Below are 16,534 nucleotides of genomic sequence, written 5' to 3'. Positions count from 1 at the left end.
GTCATTGCTCCGCTGCTGCTGGGGTTTCTGCTGGGGTGGAAGCCGGCTCCGGTTGTGCCGATGCGCCCGGTTTGACCCACCAGGTAGTCAGGCCGATATCGTAGAGCGGCGTGACCTTCGGATGCTCGAAGCGGTTCCAGTAGGCGACCCGCCAGGTCTTGATGTGCCAGTTGGGAACCACATAGTTGCCCCATAGCAGTACACGGTCCAGGGCACGGGTATGTGCGACCAGGCTTTTTCGCGAGTCCGCGTTGATCAGGCTGTCGACAAGGCTGTCGATGGCCGGATCTTTCAGGCCAATGAAGTTCCGGCTTCCCGGGTTGTCGGCACTACTGGAATGCCAGTATTCACGCTGCTCGTTGCCTGGGGAGTTGGACTGACCGAAGCCGCCCACGATCATGTCGAAGTCCCGCGAGCGTAGACGGTTGATGTATTGGGAGACATCGACCCGGCGAATCACCAGGTCGATGCCCAGATCGGACAGGTTGCGCTTGTATGGCAGCAGGATGCGCTCGAATTCGGTCTGGGCCAGCAGGAACTCGATGCTGACGGGCTGGCCCTTGCCGTCCACCATGCGGTCGCCTTCGATTCGCCAGCCGGCTTCTTGCAGCAACTGGTAGGCGCGGCGTTGTTGTTCACGGATGATGCCGCTGCCGTCGGTGACCGGTACGCGGTACTCATCGGTGAACACCTGGGGTGGAATCTGGGCGCGCAGCGGTTCGAGAATCTTCAGTTCGGCTTCGTCGGGCAGGCCGCTGGAGGCCAGCTCCGAGTTGTCGAAATAGCTGTGGGTTCGAGTGTAGGCGCCGTTGAACAGTTGCTTGTTGGTCCATTCGAAATCGAACAGCAATCCCAGCGCTTCGCGTACGCGACGATCCTGGAACAGCGGGCGGCGGATATTGAAGATGAAACCCTGCATTCCGGTGGGGTTGCGATTGGCGATCTCTTCCTTGATCAACTGGCCGTTTTGCACGGCGGGAACGTCATAGGCAGTTGCCCAGTTCTTCGCGCTGGTTTCCAGCCAGTAGTCGAATTGGCCGGCCTTCAGGGCTTCGAGGGCGACGGTATTGTCGCGGTAATAGTCAGTGACCATCGTGTCGAAGTTGTAGAACCCCCGGTTGACCGGCAGGTCCTTGCCCCACCAATCCTTGACGCGCTCGTAGCGGATCGAGCGTCCGGCCTTGACGTCAGCGATGCGGTACGGGCCGCTGCCCAGGGGAATTTCGAGATTTCCCTTCTTGAAGTTTCGCTCTGCCCACCAGTGCTTGGGCAGGACGGCCAACTGGCCGAGGATCAGCGGTAGCTCCCGGTTGCCGGGATGTTTGAAGACGAAGCGGACCTTCCGGGCATCTTCCGCGATGACTTCGGCGACATCGGCGTAATAAGCCTTGTAGAGCGGGGCGCCGTCTTTCATCAGGGTTTCGAAGGTGAACACCACGTCTTCCGCGGTGACCGGATGCCCGTCATGGAAACGGGCCTCGGGGCGCAGGTAGAAGCGTACCCAGCTGTTATCCGGTGCTTTCTCGATCTTCTCCGCGAGCAAGCCGTACTCGGTGAACGGCTCGTCCAGGCTGTGGCGCGTCAGCGTGTCGTAGATCAGGCCGATATCGTCGGCCGACACCCCTTTGTTAATGAACGGATTCAGGCTGTCGAAACCGCCGAACCCCGCTTGGCGGAACACGCCACCCTTCGGGGCATCGGGGTTCACATAGTCGAAGTACTTGTAATTGGCCGGGTATTTCGGCGGCTCGTCATACAGGGTCAGCGCATGCTTCGGTGCCGCCTGGGCGAGGCTGGCCAGGCCCAGGAGAAGGGCGCTGCCGCCGAACAGGAAGAGGGAGCGCAGAGGGCGCGTCATTGGATGTTCTCCTTAGGCTTCAACCACCAGGCGCGCAGCCCGAGGGTGTAGGGCGGCGTCGTAACGAACGCGAAGCGGTTGCGATACGCCAGGCGGTGATAGTCCAGGTACCAGTTGGGAATGCTGTAGTGCTGCCAGAGCAAGACCCGGTCCAGCGCACGGGTAGCGGCAACCTGCTCGTCCCGGGTGCGGGCGGCGAGCAGGCTATCCAGCAGCGTGTCGACCACGGGATGGGCAACACCCGCGTAATTCTTGCCGCCCTTCACCTTGGCCTGGCTGGAATGGAAGTACAGCCATTGCTCCAGGCCGGGGCTCAAGGTTTGCGGCAATGTCAGCATGATCATGTCGAAGTCGAAATGATCGAGGCGCTGCTTGTATTGGGCGCGGTCGACCGTACGCAGGCTCACGTCGATTCCGATGCTCGCCAGATTCTCGCTGTAGGGCTGGAGGATGCGCTCGAGGCTGGGGTTGACCAGCAGGATTTCGAACCGGAAAGGTTGTCCCTTACTATTCAGCAGCCGCTCCCCAGAGGGTTTCCAGCCGGCTTCGGCCAACAGGCCCAGAGCCCGGCGTAGCGTTTCGCGCGGGATGCCGCGCCCATCGGTTTCCGGCACGCTGAACGGTTCGTTGAACAGGCGTGCGGGCAACTGCTTGCGGTAGGGGGACAGCAGTAGCCATTCCTGGCCTTCCGGCTTGCCGAACGCGGAGAACTCGCTATTGGGGTAATAGCTCTTGGCACGTACGTAGGCGTTATTGAACAGCGTGCGATTGGTCCATTCGAAGTCGAACATCAGGCCCATGGCTTCGCGTACTTTGCGGTCCGCGAAAACGCTTCGGCGGGTGTTCATGAACAACGCCTGGGTCTGGGTGGGGATCTTGTGTGGAATCTCGGCGCGGATCACATCGCCGCGGGCCACGGCGGGAAAGCGGTAGCCATTCGCCCAGTTCTTCGCCTGATGCTCGATATAGAAATCGAATTCCCCGGCCTTGAACGCTTCGAAGGCCACGTTGCTGTCGCGGTAGAACTCCACCTCGACACGGTCGAAGTTGTACTTGCCGCGGTTGACCGGCAGTTTCTCGCCCCACCAGTCTTTCACGTGCTCGAATACCAGTTGGCGGCCCGGCAGTACCTGGGTGATCCGATAGGGCCCGCTGCCCAGCGGCGGTTCGAAAGTGGTGCTCTTGAAGTCGCGGTCTTTCCAATAGTGTTGCGGCAACACCGGCAATTCGCCGAGCCGCAGGATCAGGAGCGGATTGCCGGCGCGCTTGAGCACGAAGCGAATGCGGTGCCGGCCGAGAATGTCGACACGTTTGACTTCCTGCAGGTAGGTCCGGTATTGCGGGTGGCCATCCTTGATCAGCAGACGGTAGGAAAAGGCCACGTCGTAAGCGGTGATGGGATGTCCGTCATGGAAGCGGGCTTCCTCGCGCAGGTTGAACACCACCCAGCTGCGGTCTTCGCTGTATTCGACGGAGCGGGCGATCAGCCCGTAACTGGATGCCGGCTCATCGCCGGAAGGGTCGTATTGCCCGGTGCCCACCATCAGTGGCTCGTTCAGTTCGGTGACGCCATACTGCAGGAAGTTCGCCGTGGAAACGGGGCTGGTGCCCTTGAATGTATAGGGATTGAGCGTGTCGAAGGTGCCGAAAGCCATTACTCGCAACGTACCGCCCTTGGGTGCCTCCGGATTGACCCAGTCGAAGTGGGTGAAGCTGGCGGGATATTTGAGGGCGCCGAATTGGGCGTAACCGTGGCTTTCGATGATGGCCGCACAGAGGGGAAAGCTCGGGGCCAGACTTAGGAACAACAGGAGGATATGACGCATCAGGCGGAAAATCCGGTCCATGGCGGCTTTTGGGCTTCTGGGCGGTACAGTAACAGCTTGTATCCGACGTAAAAAGAGCGCTTCCCCCTTCGGAGAGTGCCATCATTTCGCTACACTGCGCTAAAACAAGTAGAGGCTCACATATTGGAAGAACGCTGCCATGGTTTGCAGTCATGGATCGATCGCCTGAACCAAGCTGAGTTACCGGCCCTTGCCGCTGTCGTGCAGGACTTGCATCGTCTGGCCGGGGAAGAAAAAGCCTCGGTGCAACAGTTGGCCGATGTGCTGCTACGTGATGCTTCCCTGACCTCCAAGGTCCTGCGCGTTGCCAACAGTGCCTATTACAACCCCTCGCAGGAGCCTATCCGTACCATCTCCCGGGCCATCGTCCTGATCGGTTTCGACAATGTGCGTCTGATCGGTCTTTCCGTCAGTTTGATCGACGGATTGCTGACGCGAGCCCCGCGCGAGCAGTTGCAGGAGCTGCTCGCACGATCCTTCCATGCCGCGGTCCAGGCGCGGAATATCGCCGGCTATGTGCTTTCCAGGCATGAGGAGGAGGTGTTCATCGCCGCCTTGCTCTACAACCTTGGCGAGTTGGCGTTCTGGGGCTGCGGTGGTGTACAGGCCGATGAGCTGGACACCGCCCTGGCCCAGCCTGGCGTGATCGCCGAGGAAGCGGTGCGCTCCGTGCTCGGCACCAGCTTCCGTCAATTGACCCTGGGGCTGGTGAAAAGCTGGAACCTGAGCGAAATCGCCAGCCTGGCACAGGGGACCAGCCAGAACGATCCGGCGGTACAGGCGGTGACCCTTGGTGTTCGGATCAGCGAGGCCGCCTTGGAGGGCTGGGATTCGCCGGCCATCGAGAAGCTGGTCGAGCAACTGGCCCGCTTCACCGGCGTGACGCCGGAAGATGCGATGCAGCAGGTGCTGGCCAGTGCCGATGAGGCCGTCAAGGTCGCGGTGACCTTCGGTGCCGGCAAGCTGTGCAATCTCATTCCCAATACCGATCCGGAGCAGATTCGCCTACAGCAGGAGCAGCGTCGGGCGCGTTTACTGCAACCTAATCTCCTGGTGATGCAGCAGGCATTGCAGGACCTTGGTCTGATGGTCTCCGCCCGCGGGGATGTCGGCCTGATCCTCGATACGCTGTTCAAGGGGCTGCACCAGGGGGCCGGACTGGAACGGATCATGCTCGCGGTGCTGGCGGATGGGCAGACTCGCTTCCGGGTCAAGCGCGTGGCGGGCGAGGGAACGCAAAGCTGGCTGAGCGATTTCGTGCTTCCTGCCGAGCAGCCGGAACAGCCGCATATCTTCAGCTATGTCCTGCGCCACAAGGAGGCGATCTGGATGGGGGTCCCGGCAAGCTACAACCTGAGCGAGCTGGTCACCGGGCCGATGCGGCAGTGGCTCGGGCAGGGCATGTTCTTCATTGCGCCGCTGATGGCAGGTACTCGCGAGATCGGCGTGCTGTATGCGGACAACCGGTTGTCCGGTCGGGCGCTGAAGCATGAGCAGTTCGTTGCCTTCCAGCGTTTCACCCAGTTGACCGGACGATGCCTGGAGGCTCTCAGCAAGGGACGCTGATCAGCGGGGGAGATAGAGCGTAAGCGTTTGCCCAGGAGTGAGGGCGTGACCGCTGCGGGGATTCCAGCGCTGAAGGTTCTGCAGGTCCACCTTGAAGCGCTTGGCGATCAGGTAAAGCGAGTCGCCTTTCTGCACGCGGTAATAGGTTACCGACTGGCGATCGTTCCGCGTGGCGATGGTGACGGGAGCGGCGCTGCTTTGCAGGGTGAGCACCTGGCCGGTCTTCAGGCTGTTGCCGGAGAGTCGGTTCCAACGCTTCAGGTCCTCGACCTTGACGTTGTGCGCCTTGGCGATCTGCCAGAGATTGTCGCCACTCTTCACCCGGTAACTGCGCAGTGCCTTGGGCTGCTCGGTGGCGGCCAGTCGCTCCTGGAACAACGGCTGAGAGGGCTTGAGACCCGGTTGGACCGGAATGCTCAGGGTTTGCCCGATACGCAGATCGTTACCTTTGAGCTGGTTGATCTCCTTGAGCGTATTGACCGTCAAGTGGTAGCGGTTGGCGATGGCGTGAAGGCTGTCGCCGGCGCGTACGCGATATTCCTGCCAGTCCACCAGTTCCTGCGGTTGCATCAGCGACAGGTTGGCGGCGAACAGTTCGGCTTTCTCGGTCGGCACCAGCAGATGTTGCGGACCGTCCATGGTGATGCGCTTCTTGTAGGCGGGGTTGAGCATGTACAGCTCGTCTTCGTCGATTTCCGCCATGGCGGCGACGCGCGACAGATCCAGGCGCTGCTTGACCTCCACCACCTCGAAGTACGGTTCGTTGGCGATGGGATTGAGCGTCACGCCGTAGGCCTCTGGGGCCATCACCACCTGGGAAAGCGCAAGCAGCTTGGGAACGTAGTCCTGGGTTTCCTGCGGTAGCGGCAGGTTCCAGTAGTCGGTTGGCAGCCCCAGTTTCTGGTTGCGTTCGATGGCCCGGCTGACTGTGCCTTCGCCAGCGTTATAGGCGGCCAGTGCCAGCAGCCAGTCGCCGTTGAACATCTCATGCAGGCGCGAGAGATAGTTCATCGCAGCATTGGTCGAGGCGGTGATGTCGCGGCGGCCGTCGTACCAACTGGTTTGGCGCAGATTGAAATGGCGTCCGGTCGACGGGATGAACTGCCAGATGCCGACCGCATGGGCGCGGGAGTAGGCCAGGGGGTTGTAGGCACTCTCGATGACCGGCAGCAGTGCCAGTTCCAGCGGCATGTCGCGCTCTTCGAGTCGTTCCACCACGTAATGGATATAGAGGGCACCGCGTTCGCAGGCATTCTCGAGGAAGGACGGGTTGCTGACGAACCACAAGCGCTGGCGCTCGATCCGCGGGTTCACATCGATCTGGTCCTGCAGCTTGAAGCCGCTGCGCATGCGCTCCCAGATATCTTGCGGTGCTTCGGGCGTCGGGGTTTCGGTCAGCCACTCCGGTTGCTGCTCGAGGCCGACAGCCCTGTCGGTGTCCCGGCCGGGCTGGTCATGCGAGGGCCCCAGGCTCTGGCAGCCTGCCAGGGCCGCGGCACACACCGCTACCAGCACCCGAGAGGATCGTGCCAATGCGTCTAGATCGAGGGTCCTGCGCGGCTTGGACGTCATTGGCGGGGTGGCTGTTCCGGGCAAAAAGATCGGGCGATTCTAGGAACGAGGCCGGGGGTGGTCAAGTTTTCGCCAGATTTCAGCCGGTTGCCCGCGCTTCTAGAAGTGATCCTTCCAACTGCGCAGGCCAGCAAAAACCGCGCTTGCGGAGCGTTGAGCGATGCCGTTCCGTTCGTCGATTTTTTTTCGGACGGATGGTTGGTCACAGCGCAGGAAGGGGTTGGTTTCCCGCTCGATGGACAGGGTGGACGGCAGGCTGATCCTGCCTGCATCGCGCCAGGCGCCGACTTCGGCAAGCCGTTGGGCGATGGCCGGGTTGTCCGGCTCGACGGCATGGGCGAAACGCAGGTTGCTCAGGGTGTATTCGTGGGTGCAGTAGACCTGTGTGTCGTCCGGCAGCGCGGCCAAGCGGCTGAGCGAGTGGTACATCTGCTCCGGGGTCCCTTCGAACAGTCGGCCGCACCCTGCGGCGAACAGGGTGTCGCCACAGAACAGCAGCGGATTCCGAGGCGAGGCATGGTAATAGGCGATATGGCCCAGGGTGTGTCCGGGTACCTCCATCACTTCGAACCTGAGTCCCAGCACGTCCACCTTGTCGCCTTCGCCCAAGGCCAGGTCCCGCTCGGGAATCCGCTCCTTGGCCGGACCGAGTACGCGAGCACCGGTCGCAGACTTGAGCTTGGCCACGCCGCCGATATGGTCGGGATGGTGATGAGTGACGATGATATCGCTGAGTTGCCAGTCCGGATGGGCAGCAAGCCAGTCGAGGACCGGGCCGGCATCGCCGGGATCGACCACCGCACAGCGGCGCGTGGCAGCATCTTGCAACAACCAGAGGTAGTTGTCGGTGAAAGCGGGCAGGGCGTCGATCTGTATCATGGGTGAGGCCTATCGCAGCTGAACGTAAAAAAGCGCATCTTAGGCCTGAAGACTACCCGCTGCCATGCAGGAGTTCCCTATGACTGACCAGGCTTTCGCTCAGGCCGACCCGGACTGGCTGGCGCTGATCGGCGTCGCTCGTGAATGGTTCGCCGGCCCCCTCGGTCGCCAGTTATTGGAAGAGGAACGCCGAGTCCTGGAAGAGGAGCTGGCGCGTTTCTTCGGCGGTTACCTGGTTCACTACGGGCCGCCTGCCTCGCAATTGCCGAAAGCGCCGCAGATCCATTGCAGTGTGCGCCTGGGCGCACCGCCCGATGTGGAGATCGTTTGCGAAGAGCAATCCTGGCCGCTCGTCGAGCACGCGGCGGACTTGGTATTACTGCAGCATGGGCTGGATTTCAGCCTGTCGCCCCATGGCTTACTGCGTGAGGCGGCGCGGAGCGTGCGACCCGGCGGACACCTGCTGATCGTCGGAATCAACCCGTGGAGCGCTTGGGGCTTGCGCCACTACTTCGCCGGCGACGGGCTACGCCAAGCGCGCTGCTTCGCCCCGACGCGGGTCGGCGATTGGCTCAACCTGCTGGGATTCGCGCTGGAGAAACGCCGCTTCGGATGCTATCGTCCGCCGCTTGCTTCCGATGCTTGGCAGGCGCGTCTGGCGCGTCTGGAAACCTGGGGAGGTACCTGGCAGCCCCCCGGGGCAGGCTTCTATTTATTAGTGGCACGCAAGCTGGTGGTCGGCCTTCGGCCGCTGCGCCAAGTCCGTCGAGAACCGATGGGCAAGCTGGTGCCATTGCCGGTGGCCAAGGTGAGCCGGCGCAATTCCGAGCCGTAAAGAGAACAAGCTCCGCATGAGTGACATTGTCGAGATATACACCGACGGCGCCTGCAAAGGTAATCCCGGTCCCGGTGGCTGGGGCGCATTGCTCGTTTTCAAGGGCGTCGAGCGCGAACTCTGGGGCGGAGAGGCGGAAACCACTAACAACCGGATGGAGCTCACCGCGGCAATTCGTGCGCTGGCCGAGCTGAAGCGGCCCTGCGCGGTGCGTCTGGTCACCGATTCCGAGTACGTCATGCGTGGCATGCAGGAATGGTTGCCGAACTGGAAGAAGCGGGGTTGGAAAACCGCGGCCAAGCAACCGGTGAAGAATGCCGATCTCTGGCAACAGCTCGACGAGCAGGTCAATCGCCACCAGGTCACCTGGGAATGGGTGCGCGGCCATACCGGCCATCCTGGCAATGAGCGCGCCGATCTGCTGGCCAACCGCGGCGTCGTCGAAGCGAAACGTCAACACATCGTTTAACAGCAGGGAACACTATGCGCAGCGTCGTACTGGATACTGAAACCACCGGCATGCCGGTGACCGATGGCCATCGCATCATCGAGATCGGTTGCGTCGAAGTGATGGGGCGCCGGCTCACCGGGCGGCACTTCCATGTCTATCTCCAGCCCGACCGTGAAGTGGACGAAGGCGCCATTGCGGTCCACGGCATCACCAACGAATTCCTGGCTGACAAGCCCCGCTTCAAGGAGGTGGCCGAAGAGTTCTTCGAGTTCATCAAGGGCGCCCAACTGATCATCCACAACGCGGCGTTCGACGTGGGCTTCATCAACGCCGAATTCGCCCGGCTCGGCCAGCATGACCGGGCCGATATCAGCGAGCACTGTTCGATTCTCGACACCTTGCTGATGGCGCGCGAGCGCCATCCAGGCCAGCGCAACAGCCTCGATGCCCTGTGCAAGCGCTATGGTGTCGACAACTCCGGTCGCGACCTGCACGGCGCCTTGCTCGACGCCGAGATTCTCGCTGACGTCTACCTGACCATGACCGGTGGCCAGACCCACCTGTCGCTGGCGGGCGAGGGCAGTGACGGCAACGCCAGCGGTCGTCCCCAGGCCAGCCCGATCCGCCGTCTGCCTGCAGAGCGCACTCAGACTCGGGTGATTCGCGCCAGCGAGGCGGACTTGGCTGCCCATGCGGCGCGTCTGGCGGCCATCGAGAAGTCGGCCGGCTCCGCGCCGCTCTGGGTGCAGTTGGAACAGCCTGCCGCCGAGGCCTGAAATTCTGCGGGAAGCGAATCCCGCAACGGGCGGTCTACCCTGAGGATATGACCGGGCTTCGGCCCGGTCTCTCCGGGAGGCCTCATGTACAAAGACCTGAAATTTCCCGTACTCATCGTCCATCGTGACATCAAGGCGGACACGGTGGCGGGTGAGCGTGTCCGGGCCATCGCCCGGGAGCTGGAGCAGGAAGGGTTCAATATCCTCTCCACCGCCAGTTCCGCCGAGGGACGAATCGTTGCCTCCACCCACCATGGGCTGGCTTGTGTGCTGGTCGCGGCGGAAGGTGCGGGGGAGAATCAGCGGCTGCTCCAGGATGTGGTCGAGCTGATTCGCGTGGCCCGGATTCGGGCGCCACAGTTACCGATCTTCGCCCTTGGAGAACAGGTGACTATCGAGAATGCACCCGCCGAGGCCATGGCCGATCTCAATCAATTGCGCGGGCTGCTCTACCTGTTCGAGGACACCGTACCTTTCCTCGCCCGCCAAGTCGCCCGTGCGGCGCGCAACTATCTCTCCGGGTTGCTGCCGCCATTTTTCCGGGCGCTGGTAGAGCACACCGCACAATCCAATTATTCCTGGCATACGCCTGGGCACGGCGGGGGTGTCGCTTACCGGAAGAGCCCGGTGGGGCAGGCGTTCCATCAGTTCTTCGGCGAGAACACCTTGCGCTCCGATCTTTCGGTCTCGGTGCCCGAGCTGGGGTCGCTGCTCGATCACACCGGGCCGCTGGCCGAAGCCGAAGCCCGTGCGGCGCGCAACTTCGGCGCTGACCACACCTTCTTCGTGATCAACGGCACCTCGACGGCGAACAAGATCGTCTGGCATTCCATGGTCGGCCGCGACGACCTGGTGCTGGTCGATCGCAACTGCCACAAGTCGGTGCTGCACGCGATCATCATGACCGGCGCTATTCCGCTCTATCTGAGCCCGGAGCGCAACGAGCTGGGCATCATCGGGCCGATTCCGCTGAGCGAATTCAGTGCCGAGTCGATTCGGGAAAAGATCGCCGCCAACCCACTGGCCGCCGGGCGGGCGCCCAGGGTGAAGCTGGCAGTCGTCACCAACTCCACCTATGACGGGCTTTGCTACAACGCGGAGCTGATCAAGCAGACGCTGGGCGACAGCGTGGACGTGCTGCATTTCGACGAAGCCTGGTACGCCTACGCGGCCTTTCACGAGTTCTATGCCGGCCGCTATGGCATGGGTATCCGTCGTGACGCCCGCAGTCCGCTGGTATTCAGCACCCATTCGACGCACAAGTTGCTGGCCGCCTTCAGTCAGGCCTCGATGATCCATGTCCAGGATGGCGGTACTCGCCCATTGGATCGCGACCGTTTCAACGAAGCGTTCATGATGCACATCTCCACCTCGCCACAGTACGGCATCATCGCCTCACTGGACGTGGCCTCGGCCATGATGGAGGGACCGGCCGGTCGTTCGTTGATCCAGGAAACCTTCGACGAGGCGCTGAGCTTTCGCCGGGCCTTGGCCAATCTGCGGCAGAATCTGGCGGCGGACGATTGGTGGTTCAGTATCTGGCAGCCGCCGAAGGCGGAAGGGGCCGATGCGGTGGTCGTGAACGACTGGCTGCTGGAGCCGGGCGCCGACTGGCATGGTTTCGGCGATCTGGCGGCCGACTACGTGCTGCTCGATCCGATCAAGGTAACCTTGACGACACCGGGCCTGACGGCCGGCGGCCGGCTGGACGAGCGGGGAATCCCGGCGGCGGTGGTCGGCAGGTTCCTCTGGGAGCGCGGGCTGGTGGTGGAGAAGACCGGCCTGTATTCGTTTCTCGTGCTGTTTTCCATGGGCATCACCAAGGGCAAGTGGAGCACGCTGCTCACCGAGCTGCTGGAGTTCAAGCGGCACTACGATGCCAATGCCCCCTTGAATGACGTCCTGCCTTCGGTGGCGCAGGCGGACTGCCTGCGTTATCAGGGTATGGGGCTGCGTGATTTGTGTGACCAGTTGCATACCTGCTATCGGGAAAACGCCACGGCGAAAGCCCTCAAACGCATGTACACGACGTTGCCGGAAATCGCCCAGAAACCGGCGGATGCCTACGACAGCCTGGTGCGCGGTGAGGTCGAGGCGGTGCCTATCGACCAACTGCAAGGGCGCATCGCCGCCGTGATGCTGGTGCCTTATCCGCCCGGCATTCCATTGATCATGCCGGGCGAGCGCTTCACGCCGGCGACGCAGGCGATCATTGATTACCTGCTGTTCGCACGGAATTTCGATCGGAGTTTTCCGGGGTTCGATGCGGATGTACACGGTCTTCAGCATCAGGACAGTGCTGATGGGCGTTGCTACACCGTGGATTGCATCCGCGAATGAAGCGGATATGTGGGCAGGGGCGGGCACTCTCGTCCCGCTGGGTTGATAGCGGTAACGGCATTTCTGGAAATTACCTGAACAATCCGTCGATACCCTTAAAAAGATCAAGCGCTTAGTCGTCATATCCACAACGATCCCTTAAGTCGGATGGCGTGCCCTGGTTCACAAGCCCGGCATCGACTTTTGTGGTGCGCTTGTTATAGTTGGCCGGTTTTATATTTCATCCTTTTTCGACTCGCCTGATGTTGCCGAGGATCGCTGCCGTGACTGATTACAAGGCTTTTCGTATCGAACTGGCAGACAAGATCGCCCATGTCCAGATCAATCGTCCGGAAAAGGTCAATGCGATGAACGCGGACTTCTGGACCGAGATCATCGATGTCTTCCGCTGGGTCGACGAGACCGATGAAGTGCGTGTCGTCGTCCTGTCCGGTGCCGGCAAGCATTTCTCTTCGGGCATCGATCTGATGCTCCTGGCCCAGGCGGGCAGCCAGCTCGGCAAGGACACCGGGCGCAATGCCGAGGCCTTGCGCCGTACCATCCTCGAGCTGCAGGCTTCTTTCAATGCGGTGGACAACTGCCGCAAGCCGGTTCTGGCGGCGATCCAGGGTTACTGTCTCGGTGGTGCAATCGACCTGATTTCCGCCTGCGACATGCGCTATTCCACCGTGGATGCGCAGTTCTCGATCAAGGAAATCGACATGGGTATGGCTGCCGATGTCGGCACCCTGCAGCGTCTGCCGCGGATCATTGGCGATGGCATGATGCGCGAGCTGGCTTATACCGGCCGCACTGTCGATGGTGAAGAAGCGCTCCGCATCGGGCTGGTCAACCGCACCTATACCGATCAAACCGAGCTGCTCGATGGCGTGTTCGGCATCGCCCGCGAGATCGCCGCGAAGTCCCCCATCGCCATTCGCGGTACCAAGGAAATGATTCGCTACATGCGCGACCATCGCGTCGACGATGGCCTGAACTACATCGCCACCTGGAATGCCGCCATGCTTCAATCCGCCGATCTGCGGGTCGCCATGGCAGCCCACATGAGCAAGCAGAAACCGGAATTCGCCGACTGATGCTGTCCGAGAACTACGCGCGGGAGGCGCAATAGACCTATGGTCACCGGAGCCACGTCCCTCAGCATGGTGCGCGACGAGTTGTTCGTCACCATGGAAGAGGCTGAACAGAGCCTCGAGCATTTCATCGCCGAACGGAACAACGGCAGCCTGCTGCAGCAGGCCGTGGAAAGCCTTCACCAGGTGCGCGGTACGCTCAACCTGATCGAACTGGCCGGTGCCGAGCTGCTGGCCCAGGAAATCCTGCAACAGGCCACCGACATTCCAGCCGGGGCGGGGGCCGAGCGCGACGGTCAGTTATCGGCGCTCAGCAACGCGCTGCATGTGTTGCGCCGCTACCTGGAGAACGTCGAGGCGAGCCGCCAGGAAATGCCCGAACTGCTGCTCCCGGCGATCAACGACCTACGACAGGCCGGCGCCCAGCCGCCGTTGCCGGAAAGCTTCTTCTTCAGTGCCCGCCTGGATCAGCCGCGTCCTCGTATTGCCGCGTCCACGCTGGATTCCGCCGCCCGCGTCGAAGAGGGCCGGCGGTTACGCCACATGTACCAAGTCGGGCTGCTCGGCTTCATCCGCGAGCAGAGCATCCAGGCCAGCCTGAAGCTGATGGCGCGGGCCGTGGCCCGCCTGGACAGCCTGTTCGCCAACGATCCGCGCGGACGGCTTTGCTGGGTCGCGGCGGCAGCCCTGGAAGCCCAGGTGGAAGGGCAGCTGTTGGCGCGCAAGTCCCGCAAGCAGTTGTTCTCCCGGGTCGACCGCGAGCTCAAGCAGCTTCTCGCCAATCCTCAATACGAAGTCCCGCGCAGCCTGCTCAAGGAACTGCTCTATCTGGTCGCTCTGGCCGACAGCCGCGGGTCGTTGGCCAGCGAAGTTCGCAACGTGTTCGGCCTGACGCCGCTGCCGTTCACCGACCAGATGCTGGAGGACGAATACCAGCGCCTGTCCGGTCCCGGCCAGGCCGTGATGCGCTCGCTGTCCACCGCCATCCGCGAAGAGCTGGCCAGCGTGAAGGACTCCCTCGACCTGCTCGGCCGGGGTACGGCGCAGCCGGAAAGCCTCGTCACCCTGCATGCGCAACTGGGCAAGCTGGCCAAGACGCTGGGCATGGTTGGCCTCAGCTCGGCAGGCAATGCATTGCAAGTCCAATTGCCGATCGTCGCTTCCTGGAGCGAAGGGGCTTCCGCCGATGGCGACGCCCTCAACAAGCTGGCGGATGCGGTGCTGTACGTGGAAGGCATGGTGGCGAGCCTCGAGCGTGGCGGGCGTCATGAGCCACGGCCGCAGGCCCAGCCTGGGCAGGAGGCGGAATCCTTTGCCAGTCACCAGCTCACCGAGGCGCGTATCGTGGTCATCGATGAGGCCAAGGCGGGCCTGGCGCTCGCCAAGCGGGCCATCACGGCTTACCTGGAGTCGAACGGCGACAAGATGCACCTGGCTAACGTGCCTTTCAGCCTTCAGGCGGTGCGCGGCGGCTTGTGGTTCCTCGGTCAGGAGCGTGCCGCACTACTGGTCGGGTCCTGTGCCGACTATATCCAAACGCAGATGCTGGAAAGTCAGCAGATGCCATCCGAACAGATGCTGGAAACCCTGGCGGATGCGCTGACCAGTCTCGAATATTTCCTCGAGGGCGGAGCCATGTTGCGGCGTGACAGCGAATCGAGCGTGCTCGACCTCGCGGCCGAGAGCGTGCGTGCCTTGGGGCTGCCGGTGGCGGCATGAGCGATTCGCGCTGGCAGCCCGGCCTGATCGACGGTGCGCCAGCCGGCGGTTGGGCGTTGGCGCATTGCCGCCAGCAATTCCTCTGCGACAGCAACGGCCTGCTGTTTCCGCGCGAGTGGTTGAAGCGCCAGGACCTGCCGGTTCTTTGTGAGCACGGTATCGGCCATTTCGATGGCGATCCCATTCATGTTCTTGAAGTGGAGCAGCCGATCCATCTAGCGGATTGCAATTGGCAAGGGCTGCGTCAGTTCATGCTGCAGGCGGATGCGGATACCTTCCGCATGCTCGGTTATGCCACTCAGATCGGAACCTGGGCGCGTCAGCATCGCTTTTGCGGAAGCTGTGGCACGCCTATGCTGCAGGTGACCGGCGAGCGCGCCATGCACTGTCCGCAGTGCGAAGTCCACCATTACCCGCGTCTCTCTCCGAGCATGATCGTGCTGGTGACGCGCGGCAATGAAATCCTGCTGGCGCGTTCGCCACGCTTCGTTCCGGGCGTCTACAGCACCCTGGCTGGTTTCGTCGAACCGGGCGAGTCGGTGGAGGAATGTGTCGCTCGCGAAGTACGGGAAGAGGTGGGGTTGGAGGTGCGTAACCTTCAATACATCGGCAGCCAGGCCTGGCCGTTTCCGCATTCGCTGATGCTTGGTTTCCATGCCGAATACGCGGGCGGAGATATCGTGCCTCAGCCCGGTGAAATCGAGGATGCGCGCTGGTTCGGCCTCGATGACCTGCCGCCATTGCCAGCCTCGCGCTCCATCGCGCGCTACCTGATCGAGCTGTACCTGGCCCGGCGCTCAGGCCGCCCCGAACCAGTGTTGCCAGGCTAGGCGCGCCGTCAGCGCCAACACCACCAGAATGAACACCGGGCGGATGAAGCGCGAGCCGCCCCGGATCGCCGTGCGTGCGCCGAGAAACGCGCCGACCATCAGTGACAGCCCCATGCTGATGCCCAGCAACCAGGCGACCTGCCCGGACAGCATGAACACCACCAGAGCCGCGGCATTGCTGACGAAGTTCATGCTGCGCGCCACGCCACTGGCCCTAACCAAGTCGAGTGGATAGAGCAGCAGGCTGCTGACGGTCCAGAAGGCACCGGTGCCCGGGCCGGCGATACCATCGTAGAAGCCCAGCCCCAGGCCCTGGGGCCATTGGCGTCCGCGTGGGATCGGTGCTTCGGCGTTCAACGGTGCGTCCGGTGTGCGGCCGAACAACAGGTAGAGCCCGCAGCCGAACACCACCGCCGGCAGCATCTGGTTCAGCCAGGAGGCCGGCAGCCAATGGGCGATCACCGCGCCCGAGAGCGCGCCGACGGCAGTAGCGATGAGTGCGTTGCGCCATTGTCCGGGAGAGAACAGCTTGCGTCGGTAGAAGGTGTAGCTGGCGGTGGCGGAGCCGAACGTCGCGCTGAGTTTGTTGGTGCCCAGGACGAGATGGGGCGGCAACCCCGCGGTGAGCAGCGCAGGAATGGTCAGCAGGCCACCGCCTCCGGCGATGGCATCGATGAAGCCGGCGAGGAAAGCGACGAAAGCGAGGATGGCCAAAGTGCCGGGTTCGACGGCGAGTTCGAAGGGGAAGGGCATAAAAAGTCGACTTGTGTCCGATTGTGTGGCGTTCC

13 protein-coding genes are annotated in these 16,534 nt (G+C 62.4%); 8 read left to right on the top strand and 5 right to left on the bottom strand.

Translation table 11 applies throughout. From position 1 onward, the window contains the following. Window position 1: 1 nt before the first annotated feature. Window positions 2-1,858 (bottom strand): extracellular solute-binding protein, encoded by a 1,857-nt coding sequence (locus PIN01S_RS03045; RefSeq protein ID WP_084333662.1) that lies wholly within the window; start codon window positions 1,856-1,858, stop codon window positions 2-4. Further along, window positions 1,855-3,684: an extracellular solute-binding protein gene (locus PIN01S_RS03040; protein ID WP_084333964.1), complete on the bottom strand. Its 1,830-nt coding sequence runs from the start codon at window positions 3,682-3,684 to the stop codon at window positions 1,855-1,857. Before PIN01S_RS03040 ends, PIN01S_RS03045 begins: the two co-directional genes overlap by 4 nt. A 165-nt stretch (window positions 3,685-3,849) precedes the next feature. Between PIN01S_RS03040 and PIN01S_RS03035 the strand changes: the two genes are divergently transcribed. Next, complete coding sequence (locus tag PIN01S_RS03035) at window positions 3,850-5,271, top strand: HDOD domain-containing protein (protein WP_425287672.1); 1,422 nt, start codon at window positions 3,850-3,852, stop codon at window positions 5,269-5,271. Here the strand turns inward: PIN01S_RS03035 and PIN01S_RS03030 are convergent, their stop codons facing one another. Both PIN01S_RS03030 and gloB read right to left on the bottom strand, forming a co-directional pair. After that, the gene (locus PIN01S_RS03030) at window positions 5,272-6,843 is read right to left on the bottom strand and encodes a LysM peptidoglycan-binding domain-containing protein (RefSeq protein ID WP_084333660.1); all 1,572 of its coding nucleotides are present in this window, start codon (window positions 6,841-6,843) and stop codon (window positions 5,272-5,274) included. 99 nt (window positions 6,844-6,942) lie between these two features. Beyond that, on the bottom strand, window positions 6,943-7,722 hold the full coding sequence (gene gloB / locus PIN01S_RS03025; protein WP_084333659.1) for a hydroxyacylglutathione hydrolase: 780 nt from the start codon (window positions 7,720-7,722) through the stop codon (window positions 6,943-6,945). 79 nt (window positions 7,723-7,801) lie between these two features. Between gloB and PIN01S_RS03020 the strand changes: the two genes are divergently transcribed. From PIN01S_RS03020 to nudC, 7 genes are all read left to right on the top strand, one after another. After that, complete coding sequence (locus PIN01S_RS03020; protein ID WP_084333658.1) at window positions 7,802-8,557, top strand: class I SAM-dependent methyltransferase; 756 nt, start codon at window positions 7,802-7,804, stop codon at window positions 8,555-8,557. 16 nt (window positions 8,558-8,573) lie between these two features. Then, a complete protein-coding gene (gene rnhA, locus PIN01S_RS03015; RefSeq protein ID WP_084333657.1) occupies window positions 8,574-9,026 on the top strand; it encodes a ribonuclease HI in 453 nt (150 codons plus the stop codon). Between the two features lie 14 nt (window positions 9,027-9,040). Continuing rightward, window positions 9,041-9,784, top strand: coding sequence for a DNA polymerase III subunit epsilon (dnaQ, locus tag PIN01S_RS03010; protein WP_084333656.1), 744 nt, complete (start codon window positions 9,041-9,043; stop codon window positions 9,782-9,784). Window positions 9,785-9,868: 84 nt separating this feature from the next. Further along, a complete protein-coding gene (locus PIN01S_RS03005; protein WP_084333655.1) occupies window positions 9,869-12,124 on the top strand; it encodes an Orn/Lys/Arg family decarboxylase in 2,256 nt (751 codons plus the stop codon). A gap of 263 nt (window positions 12,125-12,387) precedes the next feature. Beyond that, a complete protein-coding gene (locus PIN01S_RS03000) occupies window positions 12,388-13,200 on the top strand; it encodes a crotonase/enoyl-CoA hydratase family protein (RefSeq protein WP_084333654.1) in 813 nt (270 codons plus the stop codon). Window positions 13,201-13,239: 39 nt separating this feature from the next. Continuing rightward, window positions 13,240-14,916: a FimL-related protein gene (locus tag PIN01S_RS02995; RefSeq protein WP_084333653.1), complete on the top strand. Its 1,677-nt coding sequence runs from the start codon at window positions 13,240-13,242 to the stop codon at window positions 14,914-14,916. Continuing rightward, window positions 14,913-15,746, top strand: coding sequence for an NAD(+) diphosphatase (gene nudC / locus PIN01S_RS02990; protein ID WP_084333652.1), 834 nt, complete (start codon window positions 14,913-14,915; stop codon window positions 15,744-15,746). Before PIN01S_RS02995 ends, nudC begins: the two co-directional genes overlap by 4 nt. Here nudC and PIN01S_RS02985 read toward each other — a convergent pair. Further along, window positions 15,714-16,499, bottom strand: coding sequence for a TSUP family transporter (locus tag PIN01S_RS02985; protein ID WP_084333651.1), 786 nt, complete (start codon window positions 16,497-16,499; stop codon window positions 15,714-15,716). The two genes, nudC and PIN01S_RS02985, sit on opposite strands and share 33 nt — an antisense overlap. Between the last annotated feature and the right edge of the window lie 35 nt (window positions 16,500-16,534).

The sequence above is a fragment of the Pseudomonas indica NBRC 103045 genome, assembly GCF_002091635.1.
Lineage (GTDB): Bacteria > Pseudomonadota > Gammaproteobacteria > Pseudomonadales > Pseudomonadaceae > Pseudomonas_M > Pseudomonas_M indica.
Note: the sequence above shows the minus strand (reverse complement) of the source record. Positions and strands in the feature narration are given on the sequence as shown.